The organism is Roseovarius sp. MMSF_3359 (genome assembly GCF_030733385.1).
Taxonomy (GTDB): domain Bacteria; phylum Pseudomonadota; class Alphaproteobacteria; order Rhodobacterales; family Rhodobacteraceae; genus Roseovarius.
The window spans coordinates 252,375-275,151 of sequence record NZ_JASHJC010000003.1; the positions used below are offsets into that span (position 1 = coordinate 252,375).

Consider the following 22,777-nt stretch of genomic DNA (forward strand, 5'->3'; position numbering starts at 1 on the left):
CATGCTATATGCGATCACTCAGCGCGCCGGCATTCCGGTCGTGAAATGATCTGGGAATAGCCCCTTGATGAAGCGCCGGATGATCGAGATCGCAACCTCGCGTGAAAACACATCGGCGTTTGTGAGGTAATCGACCCACATCCCCTCCAGCAGAACCAGAAGACCGAAAGTCGCGTCTTGGGCCAGCGTGGAATCACCTTGCTCTCCGTAATCCCGCGCAATTGTCTTGAAGGCCCCATGCAGCGTCGCGCGCAGCCGTTTGTCGCGCGTACTGCTGTAAAGCGCGATGCCGGTATTGCTGTTGGCCGCCCCGCGAAAGGCGTGCCAGATCCGGGTCGAGCGCACGTTCATCACCGCCTCGCTCAAATCGGCCTGCACCACCGCCATGATGATCGCCTCAGGGTCATCGCCCGCCTGCGACACCAGCCGGTCCAACTCGTGATAATACTCCTCACCAAAGGACTGGGCTGCTGCCGCAAGAAGTTGATTTTTCCCACCAAAATGAAGGTGGATCATACCACGGGACAACCCGGCACGCTGGATGATCTTGCTGACGGTTGTATCGGTGATGCCAATCTCGGCAATCGTGTCGAGCGTCGCGGTGATCAGCGCGCGCCTGCTGCTTTCGGGGTCCCGTCGGGAAGGTTTACGGGGGGTATCAGCCTCTGGGTTTGCGTCGGCGGGGGTCAAGCGAATGGCCTCTTTTCCGGGACATGAAAACGGCCCCTTGCACGGAAAGATTGACACATGCACCCCGGCTAGGCAATACTTAATGGACGATCGTCCATTAGCGGTCAATCTGCCAGCGGGATGCTAGAATTGGGTGTGGCCATATGAAAAGCGAAACAGCCAAGGGAATGACGTTGAGCGCGCCCGCGACGCTCTATGTCGGATTCCTTGTTGCCGCCCCCCTGGCGATACTGGTGGCGTATTCGCTCTGGACGCAGACCTATGTTTCGGTGGACCGCACGGCGACACTTGCCAATTACCGCGAGGCGTTTACCGATCCGCTGGTGCGCCATCTGATGATCCGGTCGATCCTGATCGCCGCGGCGGTGACCGTCGCCACGGTCGCCCTCGCCTATCCCATCGCCTATTTCATCGCGCTCCGGGCCGAACGGAAGACACTGTGGCTCCTGCTCATCACGATACCCTTCTGGTCGAGCTACCTGCTGCGGGTCTTTGCCTGGAAGCTGATCCTCGGGTTCAACGGCGTGCTCAATTCGGCCCTCCTGGGCCTTGGGCTGATCGAGGAGCCGCTGACCTTTCTGCTCTATAACGAGTTCGCCGTGGTTTTGACGCTGGCCCATGCCTGGGCACCGTTTGCGATCCTGCCGATTTACGTTTCGATCCAGAAGATCGACCCGAGCCTGCTTGAGGCGGCAACCGACCTTGGCAACGGCCCGGTGCAACGCTTCCTGCGGGTGACGCTACCGCTCACCATCCCCGGCATCATCGCGGCCTGCCTCATCATCTTCATCCCGACGGTCGGCGATTATGTCACGCCCTCGCTGGTGGGCGGATCTGACGGCAAGATGATCGCCAACCTGATCCAGGTGCAATTCGGCGCCGCCAATAACTGGCCCCTGGGCGCGACGCTGTCGCTTCTGGCGATGATGTCCGTTGGCTTCGTGGCCATCCTCTTCGTGCTCTCGGCCACTGGATTGGGGAGGCGCATCCGATGACCCGACCCTCCGGCCTCGCAATCTATGCCTTTCTCTATCTTGTCTTTCTCTACCTGCCGGTGCTTTTCCTGCCGCTTTTTTCGTTCAATTCAGGGACCATCGTCGCCTTCCCGATCAAGGGTTGGACGCTCGACTGGTACCGACAGCTCGGCGGTGAAGAGACGTTGATACAGGCCCTGATGAACAGCATGATCGTCGGCGTCGTGACCGCGCTTCTGGCCACATCCATGGGGCTTTTCGCGGCGCGCGCCTATGTCCGCTACCGGTTCCGCGGCAAGAAGGCCTCCGAAGGGCTTGTGATGCTACCGCTGGTCATCCCCGGCATCATCGTGGCCTCGTCGATGCTGGTCCTCTTCATCTCCATCGGGATCAAACCGTCGCTGACGGCGGTCACGCTGGGCCACACCTTCCTTGCCCTGCCCTTTTCGGTGTCGATCATGAAATCGGCCTTTGACGATTTCGACCCCTCGCTGGAAGAGGCGGCGTTCGATCTCGGCTCCAGCGTGTTCGAGACCTTCCGGCGGGTGACCTTGCCCATCGTGGCACCGGGCATCGTGGCAAGCCTGCTCGTGACCTTCACGGTCAGTTTCGACGAATTCGTGCTGGCCTTCTTCCTGTCGGGCAACCAACCCACCCTGCCCGTCTACATCTGGAGCCAGATCCGTTTCCCCGCCAAACTGCCCAACACGCTGGCGCTCGGCTCACTCCTGCTGCTGGCATCGGTGGCCCTTCTGGTCCTGGCGGAATACTTCCGCCGCCGCTCCACCAAATCGACGATATGAGGCGCCGCCCATGACCGCGAAAAACATCATCGAGCTTCAGGGGATCGAAAAACGCTTCGGCAAATTCGTGGCGGTGTCGAACCTCGACCTCAACCTGCGCGAAGGCGAGTTCTTTTCCCTGCTGGGCCCCTCCGGCTGCGGCAAGACCACCGCGCTGAGGATGATCGCAGGCTTTCAGGAACCGACCGCTGGCCGCGTCATCATCGACGGGCAGGACATGGACGGCATCCCCGCCAACGCCCGCCCGACCAACATGGTCTTCCAAAGTTATGCCATCTTCCCGCACCTCAATGTCGGCAACAACGTGGCTTACGGTTTGCGCAACCGGGGCATTTCGAAATCGGAAATCGAGGCCCGCGTGACCGAGGCGCTGGAAATGGTTGAACTCGGTGGCTTGCAGGCGCGCGGCGCAACCGAGCTATCGGGCGGGCAGCGGCAGCGCGTGGCACTCGCACGGGCGTTGGTGATGCGGCCCAAGGTGCTCTTGCTCGACGAGCCGCTCTCTGCGCTTGACAAGAAGCTGCGCGAACAGATGCAGTTCGAGATGCGCCATTTGCAGCAGGAACTGGGGATCACCTTCGTGATGGTGACCCACGATCAGTATGAGGCGATGACCATGTCCGACCGGATCGGCGTCATGTTTGACGGTCGCCTGGTGCAGGTGGATGAGCCGCCCACGCTTTATGCCAAACCCTGCAACAAGGAGATCGCCAGTTTCATCGGCGAGATGAATTTCCTGCCCGCGCAGGTGAATGGCGACAAAGACAAAGGCCTGACCATTTCGACACCGTGTTTCGGCACGATGGAGATCGAGAAGAACCCCAATGTCGAACAAACCGGCCGCGAGATCGAAATCGGTATCCGACCCGAACAGTTGGAGATCGCTGCGGAGGAGCCGGAAGGTTATGACGGCACCGTGCAAGGCAAGATCCGCGATGTCGCCTTCTACGGTGAGAACGTCCACTACCATGTGCAGGTCGACGGCGTTGAACGCCCGATTGCCGCCTCGGTTCCCAACTACTTTCACACGGTCGACCATCGCCCCGGCGACGCGGTCTGGCTTGGTGTGCAAAGCGCCTCGGTCATTGACCTGGGCCAAAATCAATCAAAACCACAATAGGGAGAGAACGATGAAAACGACAACGATGGGGGCCGCGGCGCTCTCGACAATACTGACCGCCGGGGTGGCCCTGGCGGATGGGGCGGCGCTCAAGGTGTTCGACTGGTCCGGTTACGAGGATCAGGGTTTCTTCGGCGCCTATATGGAGAAATACGGTGCGGCGCCGACCTACACGTTCTTCGGCAGCCAGGAAGAGGCGTTCACCAAGCTGCAATCGGGGTTCGAGGCCGATCTGGCCCATCCCTGTTCGGACGCGGTGCGCAAATGGGTCGCCGCCGACCTGATCCAGCCGCTTGATCCGTCGAAGCTCAAGAACTGGGACGCGATGCTGGCCGAGATCAAGGATGTCGACGGCATCGTGATCGACGGCAAGGTCTACATGATGCCGTTTGAATGGGGCAACACGGGGCTGATTTACCGCACGGACAAGATCGCGGACGATCAGATTTCGCTGCAACTCCTGGCCGATCCCGCCTATCAGGGCAAGATCGCGATCCCCGATGCCGCGTCGAGCGCCTATGCGCTGGCCTCACTGGCAACGGGCAACGCAGCGGATTACACCAAGCTCAACGACGAGCAGTTCCAGGCCGCTTCCGATTACCTGCGCTCGGTCCATCCCAACATCCGCTTCTACTGGTCCGATGCCGGTCAGATGGATCAGGCCATGGCCAGTGGCGAGCTTGAAATGGGCTGGGCCTGGAACCAGTCCGAGCTGAACCTCATCTGGAACGAAACCCCGGCCAAGATGATGCGCGACGTGGACAAGGGCATTGCCACCTGGGTCTGCGGCTATGTGCACCTGAAATCCTCGACCACGCCGGTCGATCAGATCTATGACCACCTCAACGCCCTCTCGGATGCGGCGAGCGGTCAATACATCATCGAAAACTGGGGCTATCCCCACGCCAATGCCGAAGCCTACGAAATCTCGGATCAGGATCTGATTGCGCAATACGGGTTCGATGACCCCAAGGCATTCTTTGAAGGCAGCCTGTTCTTCGACGCGGTCGATCCCGCGCTTGAGGCCAAGATGCTCAAGGAATTCGAGCGGATCAAAGCCGGTTTTTGATCTCTGACAATCTCCCCCGGGGGGTAGATCGCCCCCCGGGGTCACCCATCAACGAAAAGGCGCGCTCATGTCCGAGGCGACACCCTATTCTGTGCTTTTCGAGCCGGTTCGCATCGGGCCGGTCACCGCGCGCAACCGCTTCTTCCAGGTACCGCATTGCAACGGCATGGGCCACATTCGCCCGCAGGCCGAAGCGGCGATGCGCGCGATGAAGGCCGAAGGGGGCTGGGCCGTCGTTTGCAATCAGGAGACGGAAATTCATCCGACCTCCGATCTCTCTCCCTATGCCGAAAACCGGCTCTGGGATGCGCGGGACATTCCCGCGCTGCGCCTGATGACCGAGGCGGTGCATGAAAAGGGGTCACTGGCGGCGATCGAACTGGCCCATAACGGGCATCATGCGCAGAACCTGATGACCCGCGCGCCCGTGCTGGCGCCGTCCGACATGTCGCTCGACGCGGCCTATCCGAAACAGGCCCGCGCCATGGACAAATCCGACATCCGCGACTTCCGCCGCTGGCACCGGGATGCAGCCCTGCGGGCACGGGACGCCGGGTTTGACATCATCTACGTTTATGCCGGGCATGAAATGACGATCCCGCAGCATTTCATGCTGCCCCACCTGAACACCCGTTCCGACGAATATGGCGGCAGCCTGGAAAATCGCGTGCGCCTGACCCGCGAACTGCTGGAAGACACGCGCGAGGCGGTGGGCGACACCTGCGCCGTGGCCTTCCGTTTTGCCGTTGATGAGGTCATGGGCACGAGCGGCATGCAGGCCGCCGAGGAAGGCCGTGCCGTGGTCGAAATGCTGGCCGATCTGCCGGACCTCTGGGACGTCAACGTGTCGAACTGGGCCAACGATTCCATGACCACCCGGTTCCAACCGCAGGACGGGTATCAGAACGACCATATCGCCTTTGTCAAATCCGTGACCGGCAAGCCGGTTGTCGGGGTGGGCCGCCTGACCTCACCCGACATGATGGTGTCGATGATCCGCAAAGGGGTTGTCGACCTGATCGGCGCGGCGCGGCCTTCGATTGCCGATCCGTTCCTTCCGAAAAAGATCGAAGAGGGCCGCATCGACGAGATCCGCGAATGTATCGGGTGCAACATCTGCGTCATGGCCGACAGCGTGGGCGCGCCGATCCGCTGCACCCAGAACCCCACCATGGGGGAGGAATGGCGGCGCGGCTGGCATCCGGAAAAGATCGCGCCGAGGCGGGACGAAAACGAAGCACTAGTTGTGGGCGCAGGTCCCGCGGGGCTTGAATGCGCGCTGCAACTGGCGCGGCGCGGCTATCAGGTGACCCTGGCGGAGGCGTCGGATGCACCCGGAGGCCGCGTCCTGCGCGAGAGCGCCTTGCCAGGTTTGGGCGCGTGGATGCGGGTCGCCGATTACCGCCTGAACGAGCTGCGCCAAAGGGCCAATGTCCAGATTTTCACCGAAAGCCCCCTCAGTGCAGAGCAGGTGATGGAACTCGGCATCCCGAATGTTTTCGTCGCAACGGGCGCGCACTGGCGCCGAGACGGCATCGGGCGAAACACGATGCGCACCCCCCCGGTGATCGCTGCCGATGCGGTCATCCTGACCCCTGATGACATCATGGCCGGGACATTACCGCCGGACGGCCCCGTCGCGGTCTACGATGACGATCACGCCTACCTCGCCGGTGTGTTGGCCGAAAAGCTGGCGGCGGACGGGCACAAGGTTGCCTTTGTCACACCAGAAAGCCTTGTGTCGGGTTTCACCAGCCTCACCTTGGAGCAGCACCGCGTGCAGGCACGGCTTCTGGAGCTTGGCGTGGACATCATCTGCAACCACACGCTGGCGAGCCTTGAGCCCGACGCGATTCAGATCGCCTGTGGTTATACTGGGCGTAGACGGGAGATTGCCTGCGACGCAGCGGTTCTGGTGACCGAGCGCCTGCGCGAAACCGCGCTCTATGATGCGCTTCAAGGCCGTGGCCTGACGACGCTGGAGCTGATCGGTGATGCGGCGGGTCCCGCGCTCATTGCCGATGCGGTTTATGCCGGCCACATGGCGGCGCGCAACTTCGAACGCCCAAAAGCGGACGTGGAACAAGAATGGTTCCGCCGGGAAATCATGTCTCTTAGCGAAGGAGCATCGTCATGACATCGCAGCCCGAAGATCTGAATATCCTCATGGCCAGGCACAAGGCTGGCTATGCCCTGCCGCGGGAATTCTACACCTCTCGCGCGATGTTCGATCAGGACATCGCGCGGGTCTGGAACCGGAACTGGATCTGGGTCGGTCATGAAAGCCAGATCCCCGAACCGGGGGATTACTTCCTTTTCGACTATGGCCCTGAATCGCTTATCATCGTGCGCGATCGCGAGGGGGCCGTCCGCGCGCATCTCAACGTCTGCCGTCATCGCGGCTCGCGCGTCTGCACCGAGGGTGCGGGCAAGGCACGGGTATTCGTCTGCCCCTATCACGCCTGGACTTATGAGCTGACCGGCGAGTTGCGCGCGGGTCGCGAGATGGGGCCGGATTTCGATCCGGCGAAATGGGGTTTGTTGCCGGCGCAGGTGATCCTTTTCCAGGGGATGATCCTGGTCTGCCCAAGCGACGAGGCCCCGCCCCTGGCGGACGCATTGGACGCGCTGGCACCGCTTACCGCGCCGTTCGGGTTTGAAGACCTGAAGGTGGTGCACGAGGCGCATTACCCGGTTCCGGCCAACTGGAAACTGGCGGTTGAAAACTACCTCGAATGCTATCACTGCGCTCCGGCCCACCAGGAATATGCGCGCTCCCACACGTTGAAATCACCGCAGCAGATGGCCGCCCTCCTGCCCGCCATGCAGGAGCGCAGCGTGGCCGCGGGCCTGCCCACCACGGAACTCAATATGTCCGGCGCCGACGCCATCGCGCCGGGGGCAGATGTCTACTACCGGCGCTACCCGCTTTTCGATGGCTACCAGACCGGAAGCCGAAGCGGCGTGCCGATGGCCCCCCTCCTCGGGTCGTTACAGGATTTTGACGGGGGGGCCACAGATGTGAGCCTCGGCATCCTCAACTATTTCCTGGTCTACTCCGATCACCTGGTGGGCTACCGCTTTGTGCCGCGCGATGTGCAGGAGACGGATATTCAGGTGGTTTGGATGGTCCGGAAGGACGCCGAGGAGGGCCGCGATTATACCGCGGACGAACTGACCTGGCTCTGGCATGTGACCTCGCAGGATGACGAACGGATCATCCGCCATAACCAGGCCGGCGTGAATTCGAACTTCTTTCAGCCCGGCCCCCTGGCCGAGATGGAATGGGCGATCAACGACTTCTATGAATTCTACAAGAAAATGAATGGCGTTCCCTGATCCGGCCACCCATGCCGGGCCAGATACATCCGCATATCGCAGACCTTACTTCCAGAGAAAGCACCGCAAATGACCCTGTTCAATGATTTCGGCCAGATCCGGCAATGGGACAATGAAAACTTCGTCCACCCCTGGGAAGGGATGGCCGGGATCGGCACCAACCAGCGGACGTTCACCGAAGCCGCGAGCGGCATCTATGTCACCACCGAAACCGGCAAGCGTCTGATCGACGGGCCCGCAGGGATGTGGTGCGTGCAGGTGGGCTATGGCAGCACGGAAATAGCCGATGCCATGGCCGAGCAGGCGCGTGACATGGCCTATTTCTCACCCTTCAACAACGCCCACTCCATGCCCGCGCGGCTGGCCCACGAGATCGCCGAACGGACGCCCGGCGACCTCAACCATGTCTTTTTCACCACCGGCGGGTCCACCGCCGTGGATACCGCGCTCCGCTTCGTGCATTTCCGCAACAACCTGCTTGGGCGGCCAGAAAAGAAAATCGTGATCTCGCGCCAGAAGGCCTATCACGGCTCGACCTATCTCGCCGCCAGCGTGAGCGGTAAGGAACGCGACAAGGGATGGCTCGACCAGGCGCAGGAGCTGGCCTATTTCCTGCCGAATGTGAACCCGTCCCTGCGGCCCGAAGGCATGAGCATCGACAGTTTCCTTGATGAAAAGGTGGCCGACCTCGAACAGGCAATCCTTGAAATCGGCGCCGACAGGGTGGCTGCTTTTATCGCCGAACCGATCCTCGCCTCGGGCGGCGTTATCGTGCCGCCAAAGGGCTATCACAAACGCTGCCTCGAGGTGTGCCGCAAACATGACGTGCTCTATATCTCGGACGAGGTGGTCACCGGATGGGGCCGTCTGGGGCACTGGTTCGCCTCCGAAGAGGTGTTCGACATCGTGCCGGACATCATCACGACCGCCAAGGGCCTGACCTCGGGATACGTGCCGATGGGGGCGTGCATCATCTCGGACGAACTGATTGACAGCGTTTCGGGCGAAAATGCCAAAGGTGCCACATTTTCAAACGGATACACCTATTCCGGCCATCCGGTTTCTGCCGCGGCAGCACTGAAAAACATCGAGATCTTCGAACGCGACGGGATTCTCGAGCATGTAAGATCGGTCGCGCCGCTCTTCCTGGAGCGGCTGCACGGGCTACGCGATCACCCGATCGTCAGCGACACCCGCGGCATGGGCCTTGTCGGCTGTGTCGAATGTCACACGGGAGCCGGTGACGACAGCATCGAAACCGACCGCGCCATTGGCGCCCGCATCGACCACCACTGCCAGGAATTGGGCCTGATCCTTCGGCCGAACATCAACATGTGCGTCTTTTCCCCGCCATTGATCATCACCGAGCAGCAAATCAATCAGATGTTCGACATTATGGACGAAGGGATCCGGCGCGCGGCGAAAGACGTCATGAATGGTTGTTGAGATTATCGCTGCCGTGACGCCCCCCAGTTCACCACGCCCACAAAGGGATGTTTCGAACAGGGTCCCGGTCCCCTCGGCATAACCTATCCGAAGCGTGTCTCGGTCCTTGGCCAGTAGTCCAAAAGGCGTTTGGTGTACGCCATGTCCCGAAAATCCGGGGACGTCCCGCCGGGTGTGGCCACCTGTATGATCCGATGCGCAATCTCCTGAAACGGGCCATAGAAGTGAAACAGGGATTTGACCGTCACGAGTGACTTGGCCGACAGGTCGATGCCCAATTGTTCGAAGGCTTCCGGGTGATAGACCTGCGTGCGCAAGTCGTTGATCACGATATCGACCTCGTCACCGGTCCTGAGCCAGACCATCGTGCCTAATGGCTCCAACCCTTTGCCCAGATGTTGCCCCAGCCCCGCGGCAATATTCATCACCTGCACCGTGAGGTCGACGGGATCGCCGGAATACGGCCCGGTCTTGCCACCCAGCCTCAGGTGCAGATCGGCGCCGACCCGCGCATCCTGGCAGATGCGCACAGCGACCGGGTCCCAGTAGATGCCCGTTGCCACCCGCGACAGCGATCTGTCGAGGATGGCGCGAAGGACAAAGGTGGAATCACCCGGCGCGCCCCCGCCGGAATTATCCCCCATATCGGCCAGAACGATCGGCCCCTTCGCGCTCGTGGCCGCATCGTCCAGCGCCGCATCAAGCGTGGCCAACTCGGTCGTCACGTCGTGGCGCTGCTCGAAAAACTCGTTGGCCAACCGTTCTGCCGTGCGCGCCGCCAGGTCCGGGTCACCATCGGTGATGACCAGCGTGCGCGCGCCGACCCGCGCCACATCGGCCCAGGGAAACCCATGGGCCAGCGAGACTGACAGAATGCCGCTGGTCTGCTCCAGTGCCGTCATCCCGTCGACATAGTCCCGCATCACCCCCGTCTTGGTCAGGTAAAGATTGACCATCCCGCAATCGGCATCCCGCATGACCGGTCGGATTTCACCCGCGGCGGTCCGCAGCGCGAGGTCAAAAAGCTCCTCCGCCCGGTCCGAAGCATCATCATGCGGATATTCCTTGAAACAGATAAGCAGATCACTGGCCTCCATCATTCTTTCGGTCAGGTGGCAATGCAAGTCCAGAGAAACGCCAATCGTCGCCTCCGGGCAGATCCTGCGCAGGCGGGCCAGCAGGTCACCTTCGCAATCATCCTCTCCTTCGGCGACCATGGCACCGTGAAGTTGCAACAAGATGATGTCCGCGCCACCTGCCTTTTCGAGGTCGGTCAGGATCTCGTCACGCAGAGCGGTGTAACACGCGGCCGTCGTCCGACCCGCGGGCTCGGCGATGGCCGCAAGGCTTTCCACCACGTCCCAGTCCAGGGCCTCTGCCCGCGCCCGCCAGACGTGAAGCGCCTCGGTCATCAGGTTGGGAGCCTCGCGGGTCGCATCGCCATGGCGCAGGAAGTACTCCTCGAACCCCGACATCGCCGTCGGCATCGGGCAGAAGGTGTTGGTTTCTGTGGAAAGCGTGGCGATGAATAGACGCATGGTCACCTGCTAAATCTCTGTGATGCGCCTTCGCCTGCCGAAAACACATCCTTCTGACTACCCCAAGACAGAAGCCGCGCTGTGAAGTCATCGGCGTCAAAGGAGCCAAACCCATCGAAACGACGGACATTCACCGACCCTATCTGCACGCCCGTGCCGTCAAAAGGTCTAGGGGTACTCCCAAGTAATTTGCAAGAATTTCTACCATATACAAGAATTTTTGTAGTTTTTTCTTGTATTGAGAAAGACACTCTGCAAATTTATGGAATCAAGGGGAGAGAAAATGGCGCAAATCGAAGAAATTGGTGAGCGCGACGGCGCAGCAGGCGGTCAGGAGCGCAGTGTTGCCGCCTTCGGACTAGAAGTGCGGCAGCTTCGCAAGGCGCGCCGGATGACCCTTGCCGAACTGGCCGCCGCCAGCGGCGTGTCCGTCAGTCACCTCAGCGCCATCGAAAGGGGGGCCGTCAATGCCTCGCTCGACAAGGTCAACCGGCTGGCCGATGCACTCGCCGTACCGGTGGCGTGGTTCTTCACACGCCGCCCCGGCGAAGGGCCGCTGGAGCGGGCCCACGTGGTCCGGTCGCAGAACCGGCGCAATCTCAACCTTCTTTACGGCGAAACATCCGACGAGAGCGGTTATACCGACTGGCTCCTGTCCAGCACGATTGGCGGCGAGTTTTACTTCGGCGTCAGCGAATACGCCCCGCGTTCCGAGACCCGGGAAGAAGACATCGTGATCCGCGACGGAGAGCAGCACTGCCTCGTCCTCGAAGGTGAAATAGAACTGGTGCTGCGCAACGAAGTGATCGTGCTGCGTGCCGGCGACAGCTACAGCATCCCGGGCGACATCCCCCACAAGACAAGCAACCATGGTGAGGCACCCGCGCGGATGATCTGGGTGAACTCACCGGTCATCATTCCAAAAGACTGCGCCCTTGAAAACAACGCTTTGGCCCGGTCCGAGCGCACTGGCTGAGAAACAGAATTAACAGGGAGACAAGATATGACAAAAAGCTTCATTCAACCGACCCGCCGCAGTGTCCTTGGCGGTGGGGCCGCCCTCGGGGCGCTTGGACTTGCGGGCATGCCGGCGTTGGCCGAAACGCCCAAACGCGGTGGCACTGTGCGCGTCGCATTGGCCGAAGGATCGACGCAGGACTCGCTCAACCCGTGGACCTACACGGATATCTACATGATGTCCGTGGGCTTCGCGACACACTCGACCCTGACCGAAATCGACCCGAGCGGCGCGCTTGTTGGCGACGCGGCGGAAAGCTGGGAAGGCTCCAACGCGGCGCAGACCTGGACGTTCAAACTGCGGCCCGAGGTGACGTTTTCCGACGGCCGCCCCCTGCGTCCCGAGGATGTGATCGGATCGCTGAAGTTCCACGGCGGGGAGGATTCCGGCTCCGGCATGCGCACCACGGCGGACATGATCACCGATATCCGCAAGGATGGCGACCACACCGTGGTCTTCGAACTTCAGGGGCCGAACGCCGATTTCCCGTTCCTGATGGCGGATTATCACTTCATCCTGATGCCAGTCGAAGACGGCAAACCCAATTGGGAGGATTTCATCGGCACCGGCGGCTACACACTCGAAGACCACCAGGCGGGCGTTCGCACCCTCCTCAAGCGCCGCGACGACTACTGGAAAGAGAACCGCGCCTGGTTCGACGAGATCGAAATCCTTTACGTGCCCGACGTCTCCTCCCGCCAAAGCGGATTGCAGACCGGCGAGATCGACATCATGAGCCGCGTGGACCTCAAGACCGTCGGGCTGCTTGAACGGGTGCCATCGGTCAAGGTCGAGGAAGCCACCGGGTTCCTGCATTACACCTTCCCGATGAATACCGGGCTGAACCCCTATGACAACAATGAGCTCCGCCTCGCGCTCAAGCACGGGATTGACCGGGAGACGATGGTCAAGACCATCCTCAATGGCCGCGGGATCGTTGGCAACGACCACCCGATCGCACCATCGGTCCCCTATCACAACACCGAGTTGGCGCAGCGGACCTACGACCCGGACAAGGCCAAATTCCACCTCAAGAATGCTGGCCTCGAGAGCATCGACCTGACCTGCGCCGCGGCCGACGCCGCCTATTCCGGCGCGCTGGACGCAACGGTGCTTTACCGCGAGCATCTGGCGCCGGCGGGCATCAACCTGACCGTCGATCGCAAGCCTAATGACGGATACTGGTCCGATGTGTGGATGCAGGAGCCCTTCTGCGCCTGCTATTGGGGCGGCCGTCCGACCTGCGACTGGATGTTCTCGAGCGCCTATGCGTCAGGTGCGGACTGGAACGACACGTTCTGGGAGCATGAGCGGTTCAACGAATTGCTGGTTCAGGCCCGCGGAGAGCTAAACTCGGATCTCAGGTCCGAGATGTATGGCGAGATGCAGCAGATCGTCAGTGACGAAGGCGGCGTTGTGGTCTGGGCCTTTGCCAACTACGTCTATGCGATGTCCGAGAAGGTCGCCCATGGTCCCGACGTGGCCTCGAACTGGGAGATGGACGGCGGACGCTGGACCGAACGCTGGTGGTTCGCCTGATCGCAACCACCATGGAAACACGGGAGGCGGCTCCGGCGACCGGAGCCGATCCACAAGGGCGGGTGGGCGGTCCTCTTCCGCCGCCTGACCGCCCACAACCATCATCCACCGATCGCACAATCCACTGCAAGGAGATGACGGAGTGAGCGCCTTTCCCGCCTTCGGCCCCGGTGCCGAAACCCATCACCTGACCACCGATGACGGGGTAGTCATGCGGGTCGTGATCGAAGGCGACGGCCCGGACATCGTTTTCATTCCCGGCGGCGACACGCCCGCCGAAGGATATGCGCAGATCTTTGCGCGGTTGACGGACACATTTCGCTGCATCGCTTACGATCCGCGCGGCGCGGGCGTCACCACCTCTCCCCCCCCACCCTGGACGATGGCTGATTATGCGCGGGACTGTGCAGCGGTTATCGACGCCTTTTGCGGCGGTCGAGCGGCGGTTTGCGGGCTGTCACTGGGCGGATTGGTCACGCAGGCGACGGCGATTGACTATCCCGACAAGGTCCGCATGGCGATCCCAATGGGAACCGCCGCCTATATCGACGGCTTCACCCGCGACTGGATGCAGGCCGAGATCGATATCCGCAAAGCGGGCGTGACGCTGCCCAATTACTTTCTGGCGCCGCATTACGCCGTCTACGCCTTTCCGGCCTCGGCACTGGCGGATCACAACCTTTGGGCCGAGATCAAGGAAGCCTATACCGCGCGGTTCAGCGGGCGCGACCCCAAGGACACGATCGACCAGTGGGAGGCATGCCTTGAATTCGACTGCCGCGAGGCGCTCAGGACCTGCCCGGTGCCATTCCGCGTGATCGGCTTTTCCGAGGATATCCAGACACCGCCGCCGATGTGCAAGCTGGTGGCCGATCTTGCCCCCGACGGGGTGTTCCACGAGATCGCCGGCCTCGGCCACGTGTCCATGTCCCGCCACAAGCCCGGCATCGTCGCCGATAAACTGCGCGAGATCCTGACCGCCTAGCGCGGGTGTCCCTTCACGTTCGAAAGCACCGCGGCTGCGACGGAACACGATACCCCCTGTGGTGGGGGCCACACTGGTGCGATAAATCAGATTGCACGCTGAGGCCGCTTGCACCATTGCCGGATTTCCGCGCCGGACCAAGAAATACAGCTTGATTTCCGACCACCATAGCGTACATATTCAATATGTAGAATATGAAAGAAAGTGGGATGGAAACACGCAGACAATTCCTCCGGGGGGCGGGCGCCAGCCTGTTGGCAGCCATGCCCCCCCTGGCCTTCGCGAAGACGACAATCGGCATTGGCGCGAGCACGCTGACCTCGCTCAGCGACGGCAATCTCGTTCTGCCGGCGGGTTTTTTCTTCGATGGCCTGCCCAAGGATGAATTGCTGCCGATCCTGCGCGCGCATGATGTACCGACCGATCAGCTGGTGCCGCCCTGCAACGTGACCCTCCTGCGGGACGGGACGCGCACGGTGCTCTTCGACGTGGGCGCGGGGCCGGGTTTCATGTCCTCTGCTGGCAAACTCCTCGACAGCCTTGATGCAGTGGATGTGGCGCCCGAGGAGGTGACCCATGTGGTCTTCACCCATGCCCACCCCGATCACCTCTGGGGCGTTCTGGACGATTTCGACGATCCCGTCTTCACAGAGGCCGCATATATGATCGGCCAGGTCGAATGGGATTATTGGCGCAACCCGGAAACCGTCAACACGATTGGCGACGCGCGGGCGTCCTTTGCCGTTGGTGCCGCGCGGCGTCTTGAGGCAATCGCGGATCGGATCACGCTCATCACCGCGGACCAGGAAATCCTGCCGGGCGTTGCTGCCGTGGCCAGCTATGGTCACACGCCGGGCCATCTATCCTTCGAAATCCGCGCCGGGACCGAGGCCGTCCTGGTCGGCGGGGATGCCATCGGCAATCATCACGTCGCCTTTGCCCGGCCCGATTGGGGCAGCGGTGCGGATCAGGATCCGGCGCTTGGCGCCAAGACCCGGCAAAGGCTGCTCGACAAACTGGCGCAGGAGCAGATGACATTGATCGGTTTTCACCTGCCCGGTGGTGGTATCGGCCGGGTCGAACGGCAGGGCGATGCATATCGGTTTGTAACGGAGGAGATGTGATGCGCTGGATTGCGATATTCATGGTCATCGGAAGCACGGCATTGGCCAGCGAGGACATTGCCGACAAATATCCCGGCTCCATGCTCTATGACAAACCGGTCGAGGTGATCCCCGGCGTCTTTTCCGCCATCGGCGCGACCGCCCCGCCGACCTATGAAAACGCGGGCCATAACAACAACCTGAGCTTCATCGTCACCGGCGAGGGTGTCGTTGTCGTCAATGGCGGTGCCGCGTATGGGCTGGCCAGAGCGCTCCATGACGAGATCAAGGCAATCACCGATCAACCGGTCCGCCTTGTCTTCAATGAAAACGGCCAGGGTCACGCGATGCTGGGTAACAGCTACTGGGCGGAACAGGGGGTGCCGATCGTCGCCCATGAGGAGGCCGCCCAGGAAATCGAAGACTATGGCGGCACTGTCCTCGAAGGCATGGAACGCTACAACCGCGACAAGGCCGAAGGCACCAGCGTTGTGGGACCGACCGAGACGTTCGCCGAAGAATATACCGTCGATATGGGCCGGTTTCGCATTGAGGCGCGGTATCTCGGCCCGGCGCACAGCCCCGGCGATATCGTGGTCTGGCTGCCGGAGCAGAGCCTCGTGATTTCAGGTGACATGGCCTTTCACGAGCGCATGTTGCCGATTTTCGAACACACCTATACCGCCGATTGGCTCGACACCTGGGATACCGAGTTCGAGGCGTTGAACGCGACCTATGTGATCCCCGGCCATGGCCATCCGACCAACATGGATCAGGTCCGGCGGTACACCAAAGACTACCTCGTCTACCTGCGCGGAAAGATTGGCGAACACCTCGAAAATGGCGGCGGTCTGGTCGAGGCCTATTACGTCGATCAATCGCCCTACGCGCATCTGGACACGTTCGAAGAACTGGCCACCAAGAATGCCGGTCGGGTCTTTGAGCAGATGGAATTCGAATAAGCGCGCGACATATTTCCAAAGGAGACAAGAGATGGGTATCTCGAAAAACATGGGACTTCTTGACCGAGCGGTACGGTTTCTCGTCGGCGCGCTTCTGATTGCGCTTGCGGCGACGGGTACGATTGGCCTCTGGGGGTGGCTTGGCCTGATCCCGGTGGGCACCGCCTTGATCAGTTTCTGCCCGCTTTACCGGATCATCGGCCTGAAAACCTGTCAGAACTGCTGATCCCTCAAACCATGGCCTGGCGGCCCGAGCGCACCTTCGACAGAAGGATATGGGTCGCCATCGCCCCCACCCACATCGCAAACACCGCCACCCAGGCGGTGAGCGCAAAGATCGCCCCGCCGGACATGCCCGCACCCACGGCGCAGCCACCGGCCAGCATGCTGCCAAACCCCATGAGGACCGCCCCGATCAAGTATCGCTCCATCGGGGTATCGGGGCCAAAGCGTTCGATCCGCGCCTCCCGCGTCAAGAGCGCCGCCAGCCCCGCGCCGATGACAACCCCCGGCACCAGCCCGACCCCGAACCCAAGCGGCAGTTCCGTGCTGTTGACCAGCCCCATCAATGTGTCCGTGGACGGCCCCGTGAAGGTGATGGACGCAACCGGCACGACCTCGAACGAGGTCTGCGCGATGGCATGGGTCAGCACCCAGCCCAGACCCACCGCCACACCGACACCGACCGCAGCGAAGGCGCGCAACAGGCGAACCTGCTTGCGCCGTGCCAGCAAAAGCGCGGCACAAAGAGCGAGGGCCGAAAGACCTGCGGCGACGCCAGACGACATGCCGAGCGTGGCCAGAATGCTCCGGTCCGGGCCGCCTTCGACGACCCAGAGGGAACTCAGCGCCTCCCGCGTGGGGGCAAGCGCCCCCCGGAGCGAGGCTTGCGCCGCAAGGGTAACCACCAGGCCGGTGACAATCGCCCGCAGGTTACCGGTCGCCGACAGCACCAGAAGGCGGCTGACACACCCCCGCGCGAGGATCATGCCACATCCGAAAAGCAGCCCGCCGATGATCGCGCCCGAGAGGCTGCCGGTGGCCGCGATCTGCCGGGCCTCGCTGACGTCGAGCCACCCCAGGGCCACCATGGATTGCACCGAAAAGACCGCCGCCCCGAAGGCGATCAGCCAGATGTAGAGCCGCGGACCGAGTTGCCCGTCGGCCACCTCGACCGTCGCGGCGCGCAGGCAGAATCGCGATTGCTGCGCCATGGTGCCAAAGACAAGGCCCACCAGCGCCCCGGCCATGACGAGCACGGCACCGTCACCGAAACGGTCGAGCAATATCTCCAACATCCATCGTTCCTTTCGATGGTGTTTTTGTTAAGCGGCTGGCGTCACGATGACCTTGATATGCGTCAATCGTGACCGGCGCGCAGGGTGCTATTCGAGCGCCTCTTGCACGATCCCGTCGAGCAATTCCTGCACCTGCTGCATCTCGCCTTCGGGATAGTTCCGGTATCCGATCATCACCGCGCCGTCGCGTTCAGCAACGAAGATGCCATAGGGGCAATGGGCGATGTTCATCGGATCGGCTTCCATGACCTTGCGCGAGATCTGGGCCGAGCAGAAGAGGAAGATATCAGCCTCGGTAAAGAGTTCCTTGTCACTGCCCACATCCGCCGCGGTGCGGTTAAGCATTTCGCCGGTGTGGCTCACGTAATCAATCACCAGCCCGCGACCGATAATGGCGCTTTCGACGGCAAAGGCCGCATCTTCGAACGCGCCGTCAAACGCATAGGTTGTTGCCTGATCTTCGGCCGCGGCGCCGGTTGCGGCAAGGGCAAGGGCGCATGAAAACAATAGGTTTCTCATTGGAGATCCTCCTTGGGCGAAAGGGCACCACAAATGGCTGGGGCGGGCCTTGACGTGGATCAGGCCCGCCCGGTTTTCTTGAGGTCAGCTGAACATGTCGGCGGTAATTCCCGCGTACCAGCCTTCGGATTCCTCGTAGGTCGCCTTGCGCGTGGCCGAATCCTCCCCGGTTTGCGAGATGAACCCGTCCACCTTGGCAATCTTTTCATCGGTCGCCTCGTAAGTCGCGCCAACCTTGACCCCATCATTGGCGTCGATGAGCGACCAGCAGGTGTTGGTGAATTTGGCCGGGAAGACCTTGGATCCGGTCAGCGCGCCGCGGACCGCATTGGCGCAAACCTTGGCCTGGCTGTTGGCGGCAAAGCCCGACTTGGGCATGTCCCCCTGCATCGACGCATCGCCCAGCACATGCACATCCGCATCCGCCTTGGTGGACATGTCGATTGCGTTGACCGGCGCCCAGTTGCCATCGGTCACACCGGCCATTTCGGCAATACGGCCCGCCTTTTGCGCGGGGATGACATTGCAGGCATCGACCTTGGTCTCTTCGCCATCAATCGTCACGGTCATCGCCGACGGATCGACCGAGACATCACCACCGCCGAATTCCTCGCCGATCCAGTCGATCATGCCCTCATAGTGGTCTGCCCAGCCTTCCTGGAAAAGTCCCATCTTGGAGAATTTCGGCTTGGGGTCGGCCACGATGATCTTGGCGGTCGGATTGTTCGCTCTTAGCGTATGGGCCACCATCGAGATCCGCTCGTATGGCCCCGGCGGGCAGCGATAGGGGTTGGGCGGGGCAACCATCGCAAAAACACCACCCTCCGGCATCGCCGCGATCTGCGCCTTGAGCAATTCGGTCTGCGATCCGGCCTTGTAGGCATGGGGCATCGCGTTCTGCGCCGCCAGGCTCCAGCCCTCCACCGATCCGTCAACGAAATCAATGCCGGGGCTCAGGATCAGCTTGTCATAGGGCAGTTGCCCGCCACCGGCGAGCGTCACGGTCTTGCCGTCGCGGTCCACATCCACGGCCCAGTCATGCACGACGTTGATGCCGTATTTGGCGGCCAGCGTGCCATAGGTATGGCCAAGGTCGTCGATCTCCTTGAAACCGCCGAGGTATAGATTGGAGAAGAAGCAGGAAAAATAGGTGCGCGATGGCTCGACCAGCGTGACATCAATCGCACCCTTGCTGTCCTTGGCGATATAGCGCGCGGCGGTTGCACCACCGGCACCACCACCGATCACGACCACGCGCGGTTTGCCATGCCCGTCCGCCAACACATTCGGTGCGGACAAACTGGCCGCCGCAGCCGCCCCCGTTCCCAGGAACACACGTCTGTTCAGTTTCATCAAAATTCCTCCCTTGGAATGGCCCCTAGTCGAGGCTCTTGAAATATGCGGCCAATGCCGCGATCTCTTCGTCATTCAATCGACCGGCCATCATCTGCATGACGGGATGCGGCCGGAGTTTGCGTTTATATGCGTGCATGGCGATCACGAAATCCTCTTCGGGCCAGCGGGTGATCGACGGGATGCCCTCGGCGCTGCCGTCGGACTGGTGGCAAGTCAGGCATTCACTCGAAAGATACTCGCCATATTCCGGGTCTCCTTTCAGCGCGAGGATCGCCGGATCGAGGTCATGATCCGTACCGCGAGCGGTCGGTTCCGCCTCGGGGATGTCGGCAGGATTGTCGGAATAGACCCGCAGATAGGCCATGAGGTCCGCACGATCCTGCGGATCCTTCATCCCGCGAAAGCTCATCCGGGTTTTCGACACGAGCGCACGCGGATTTTCGATATAGGCATCCAGCGTCTCGGCCGTCCAGATCAGGCCATCCACACCCGCGCGCCGCATCGACTTGGAATAGGCATAGCCGTCATGGGCGGCGGCTTCGCGGCCGAAAATGCCATTGAGATGCGGGCCGATCCGGTCCGTCGCGTCCTTGCCGACCTCATGACACCCTTTGCACTTGGAAAAGAGTTTCGCGCCCTTCTCGGCGTCGCCCGTCTCGACCGCAGGGGCCATCGTCGCGGTCAAGATGACCACGATTGCCGCAAGCAGGTGGCGATACCCCCGCCCCATAGGCTATTCGCCAAAAGACGACAGATACGCGGCGATCGCCTCCAGGTCTTCGTCCTTTCTCAGCCCCGCAAAGCTCATCTTGGTTCCCTTGATAAATGTCTTCGGCTTGGCCAGGAAAGCCCGCAGGTTCTCCTCATCCCAGATCAATCCTTCATCGGCCTTGGCGCGCAGGGCCTTGGAATACTTGAACCCCTCTACCGCGCCCGCGGCCTGCCCGACGATACCATTCAAAATCGGTCCCGCGCGATTTTTTGCGCCCTCGCCCACCTGGTGGCAGGATTTGCACTTCTTGAAGACCTTCTCGCCCGCGGCGACTAACGCGGGATCAAGCGAGACCTCGACCACCTCTTCGACTGCTTCCGCCGGCTCTGCTGCGGCTTCGGGCGCATCGCCCTCCTCCTCGGGGGTGACGTCGAGCACCATCGCCCGCATTGTCACCTGCACATCGTCCTTGCAGCCTTCCATGCAGGGCTCGCCCACCCATTTCGAATGCTCCGTGGCGATCCGGTCGTCGATGATGAAGCCGTCCGCATTGGGCATCTCAACGTCACTAAAGGTTTCATCCGACAGGACGAAATCATCATCCACCAGATCGTTGGAATAGAGGATATAGGCGACGATGGCATAGACCTCATCCGGTGACAGGCTTTGCGCATCGCCAAAGGGCATGGAGCGGTTCACATAATCCCAGGTCGTCGAAAGATAGGGCCAATAGCTGCCGACGGTCTTGAGCGGATCCTTGTCCGCCAGCGTCCCCTCGCCCCCGGCGAGCTTGGGCCAATTGCCGACCCCTTCGGCGAAATCGCCATGGCAGACGGCGCACTTGTCGGCAAAAACCTCCTCGCCCGTCCAGACATCGCCGGACCCTGCCGGCAGGCCGGTACCATCAGGGCGGATATCCTTGTCCCACGCGGCAATCTCTTCGGGCAGGGCCGGACGCCCGAGGCCGTATTTGTCGGCCCAAGCGGGGCCTGCCGTCAGGGCAAGACAAATCGCTGCCTTAAGAAACTTCGACATTTTCGGCCTCCCCGGTCGGGCGCACCCACCATGTCTGGATGCAGTTGTTGTGATAGATCGAATTCTCGCCACGGACCTCGCGCAACTGTGCCTTGGTGGGTTGCACATAGCCGGTCTCATCCATCGCGCGGGATTGCAGCAGCATCTCTTCGCCGTCCCATGTGGTGTCGAGATAAAACCGGGTCAGCGCCATTTTCTCTCCGGGCTTGGCCAGGCGCGCGGTCTCCCACGATTTGCCACCGTCCTTGGACACATCGACCCGCGTGATCGCGCCCCGCCCCGACCAGGCGAGGCCGGTAATGACCAACGGCCCCTTGCCATGGGTAATGGGCGATTGCGGGCTGGGCGAGGTCACAACGGATTTCGCATCCATCACCCAGGTCCATTTGCGGCTGATCCCATCGGCGAGCGTGTCGGTGTATTTCGACGTCTCCTCGCGGCTTTCGACCGGGCCATCCATGACCTCGATCCGGCGGATCCATTTGACCCACATATTGCCTTCCCATCCCGGCACCACAAGGCGCACAGGATAGCCATGTTCCTTACGCAAAGCCTCGCCATTGGCCTTGAAGGCAACCAGCACATCGTCAAGCGCCTTTTCCATTGGGATCGACCGGCCGTTTGACGACGCATCCGCGCCCTCGACATAAACCCATTTGCCTGCCGGATCATATCCGGCCTCTTCCAGCAGGGTGCGCAGGGGTACGCCGGTATATTCCATGTTGTGGATCATGCCATGGGTGAACTGCGCGCCGTTAAGCTGCGCACCCGCCCATTCCATGCCTGTATTGGCCGCGCATTCGCAAAAATAGACGTGGTTTTCACGCGGGAACCGTTCGAGATCGGCATAGGTGAAGATCAACGGCGTCTCGACCAGCCCGTTGATCATCAGCCGGTAATCTTCCTTGCGGAGTTCAATTGCCCCGGAATGGTGGCGCTCAAAGGCGCAGCCCTGCGGCGTGATCGTGCCGTCAAGCGCGTGGATCGGCGTGAAATTGATCGAGCTGATCGTATCGGCGGTCAGCCATTCGACATTGCGACGGATCACATCGTCTTCGAACTCGATCGGCAAGCCATAGGGTGTCGCATCCACCCCGTCGCCCAGGCCCGCGGCCCAAGGCTGAACCTCGGTGATCAGCGGGTCGGGCGTTCCGGCCTTGGCCGTCCCGGCGGTAATGGCGCCTGCACCCGCGGCGGCTGCACCGCGCAGGAAAGCGCGCCGTGACGTCGTCTTGCCCATGAAGGTCTTTGACATGATTTTCGCCTCCGTA

Annotated in this window: 21 protein-coding genes; 13 read left to right on the forward strand and 8 right to left on the reverse strand. The window is 61.5% G+C overall.

What is annotated here, in order from left to right:
- Positions 1–18: 18 nt before the first annotated feature.
- Complete coding sequence (locus RBB29_RS06235; RefSeq protein ID WP_306113696.1) at positions 19–690, reverse strand: TetR family transcriptional regulator C-terminal domain-containing protein; 672 nt, start codon at positions 688–690, stop codon at positions 19–21.
- A gap of 143 nt (positions 691–833) precedes the next feature.
- On the opposite strand from RBB29_RS06235, the gene RBB29_RS06240 reads away from it, so the two are divergent.
- The 7 genes from RBB29_RS06240 (at position 834) to RBB29_RS06270 (ending at position 9,441) form a co-directional block, all read left to right on the forward strand.
- Positions 834–1,685, forward strand: a complete 852-nt coding sequence (locus tag RBB29_RS06240; RefSeq protein WP_306113697.1) for an ABC transporter permease — start codon at positions 834–836, stop codon at positions 1,683–1,685.
- The gene (locus RBB29_RS06245) at positions 1,682–2,467 is read left to right on the forward strand and encodes an ABC transporter permease (protein ID WP_306113698.1); all 786 of its coding nucleotides are present in this window, start codon (positions 1,682–1,684) and stop codon (positions 2,465–2,467) included. The genes RBB29_RS06240 and RBB29_RS06245 overlap by 4 nt, the downstream gene beginning before the upstream one ends.
- 10 nt (positions 2,468–2,477) lie before the next feature.
- Complete coding sequence (locus tag RBB29_RS06250) at positions 2,478–3,587, forward strand: ABC transporter ATP-binding protein (RefSeq protein ID WP_306113699.1); 1,110 nt, start codon at positions 2,478–2,480, stop codon at positions 3,585–3,587.
- Between the two features lie 10 nt (positions 3,588–3,597).
- The gene (locus tag RBB29_RS06255) at positions 3,598–4,656 is read left to right on the forward strand and encodes a PotD/PotF family extracellular solute-binding protein (RefSeq protein ID WP_306113700.1); all 1,059 of its coding nucleotides are present in this window, start codon (positions 3,598–3,600) and stop codon (positions 4,654–4,656) included.
- 67 nt (positions 4,657–4,723) lie between these two features.
- Complete coding sequence (locus RBB29_RS06260; protein WP_306113701.1) at positions 4,724–6,793, forward strand: NAD(P)-binding protein; 2,070 nt, start codon at positions 4,724–4,726, stop codon at positions 6,791–6,793.
- Positions 6,790–7,995 carry an aromatic ring-hydroxylating dioxygenase subunit alpha gene (locus RBB29_RS06265; RefSeq protein ID WP_306113702.1) on the forward strand — a complete coding sequence of 402 codons (1,206 nt, stop codon included), beginning with the start codon at positions 6,790–6,792 and terminating at the stop codon, positions 7,993–7,995. Before RBB29_RS06260 ends, RBB29_RS06265 begins: the two co-directional genes overlap by 4 nt.
- 69 nt (positions 7,996–8,064) lie before the next feature.
- Complete coding sequence (locus RBB29_RS06270; protein ID WP_306113703.1) at positions 8,065–9,441, forward strand: aminotransferase; 1,377 nt, start codon at positions 8,065–8,067, stop codon at positions 9,439–9,441.
- A gap of 83 nt (positions 9,442–9,524) precedes the next feature.
- Here RBB29_RS06270 and RBB29_RS06275 read toward each other — a convergent pair whose 3' ends face one another.
- A complete protein-coding gene (locus tag RBB29_RS06275) occupies positions 9,525–10,979 on the reverse strand; it encodes a M81 family metallopeptidase (protein WP_306113844.1) in 1,455 nt (484 codons plus the stop codon).
- Positions 10,980–11,262: 283 nt separating this feature from the next.
- On the opposite strand from RBB29_RS06275, the gene RBB29_RS06280 reads away from it, so the two are divergent.
- The 6 genes from RBB29_RS06280 to RBB29_RS06305 all read left to right on the forward strand — a co-directional run bounded on the left by RBB29_RS06280 (position 11,263) and on the right by RBB29_RS06305 (position 16,812).
- On the forward strand, positions 11,263–11,955 hold the full coding sequence (locus tag RBB29_RS06280) for a helix-turn-helix domain-containing protein (protein WP_306113704.1): 693 nt from the start codon (positions 11,263–11,265) through the stop codon (positions 11,953–11,955).
- A 27-nt stretch (positions 11,956–11,982) separates the two neighbouring features.
- Entirely contained in the window at positions 11,983–13,536 is a 1,554-nt protein-coding gene (locus tag RBB29_RS06285; RefSeq protein WP_306113705.1) for an ABC transporter substrate-binding protein, read from the forward strand.
- Positions 13,537–13,678: 142 nt separating this feature from the next.
- Complete coding sequence (locus tag RBB29_RS06290; RefSeq protein ID WP_306113706.1) at positions 13,679–14,521, forward strand: alpha/beta fold hydrolase; 843 nt, start codon at positions 13,679–13,681, stop codon at positions 14,519–14,521.
- Positions 14,522–14,730: 209 nt separating this feature from the next.
- Positions 14,731–15,645: an MBL fold metallo-hydrolase gene (locus tag RBB29_RS06295; protein WP_306113707.1), complete on the forward strand. Its 915-nt coding sequence runs from the start codon at positions 14,731–14,733 to the stop codon at positions 15,643–15,645.
- A complete protein-coding gene (locus RBB29_RS06300) occupies positions 15,645–16,586 on the forward strand; it encodes an MBL fold metallo-hydrolase (protein WP_306113708.1) in 942 nt (313 codons plus the stop codon). Before RBB29_RS06295 ends, RBB29_RS06300 begins: the two co-directional genes overlap by 1 nt.
- 31 nt (positions 16,587–16,617) lie before the next feature.
- Positions 16,618–16,812, forward strand: coding sequence for a DUF2892 domain-containing protein (locus tag RBB29_RS06305; protein ID WP_371931430.1), 195 nt, complete (start codon positions 16,618–16,620; stop codon positions 16,810–16,812).
- Between the two features lie 4 nt (positions 16,813–16,816).
- On the opposite strand, the gene RBB29_RS06310 is transcribed toward RBB29_RS06305, so the two are convergent.
- The 6 genes from RBB29_RS06310 to soxC form a co-directional block, all read right to left on the reverse strand.
- Positions 16,817–17,884 (reverse strand): YeeE/YedE family protein, encoded by a 1,068-nt coding sequence (locus RBB29_RS06310; protein WP_306113709.1) that lies wholly within the window; start codon positions 17,882–17,884, stop codon positions 16,817–16,819.
- Between the two features lie 87 nt (positions 17,885–17,971).
- Positions 17,972–18,403: a DUF302 domain-containing protein gene (locus tag RBB29_RS06315; protein WP_306113710.1), complete on the reverse strand. Its 432-nt coding sequence runs from the start codon at positions 18,401–18,403 to the stop codon at positions 17,972–17,974.
- A gap of 84 nt (positions 18,404–18,487) precedes the next feature.
- Positions 18,488–19,756, reverse strand: a complete 1,269-nt coding sequence (locus RBB29_RS06320; RefSeq protein WP_306113711.1) for an NAD(P)/FAD-dependent oxidoreductase — start codon at positions 19,754–19,756, stop codon at positions 18,488–18,490.
- A gap of 25 nt (positions 19,757–19,781) precedes the next feature.
- Positions 19,782–20,489 (reverse strand): c-type cytochrome, encoded by a 708-nt coding sequence (locus RBB29_RS06325; protein WP_371931432.1) that lies wholly within the window; start codon positions 20,487–20,489, stop codon positions 19,782–19,784.
- A gap of 3 nt (positions 20,490–20,492) precedes the next feature.
- Positions 20,493–21,506, reverse strand: a complete 1,014-nt coding sequence (locus tag RBB29_RS06330) for a c-type cytochrome (RefSeq protein ID WP_306113712.1) — start codon at positions 21,504–21,506, stop codon at positions 20,493–20,495.
- Complete coding sequence (soxC, locus tag RBB29_RS06335; protein WP_306113713.1) at positions 21,490–22,761, reverse strand: sulfite dehydrogenase; 1,272 nt, start codon at positions 22,759–22,761, stop codon at positions 21,490–21,492. Before soxC ends, RBB29_RS06330 begins: the two co-directional genes overlap by 17 nt.
- Between the last annotated feature and the right edge of the window lie 16 nt (positions 22,762–22,777).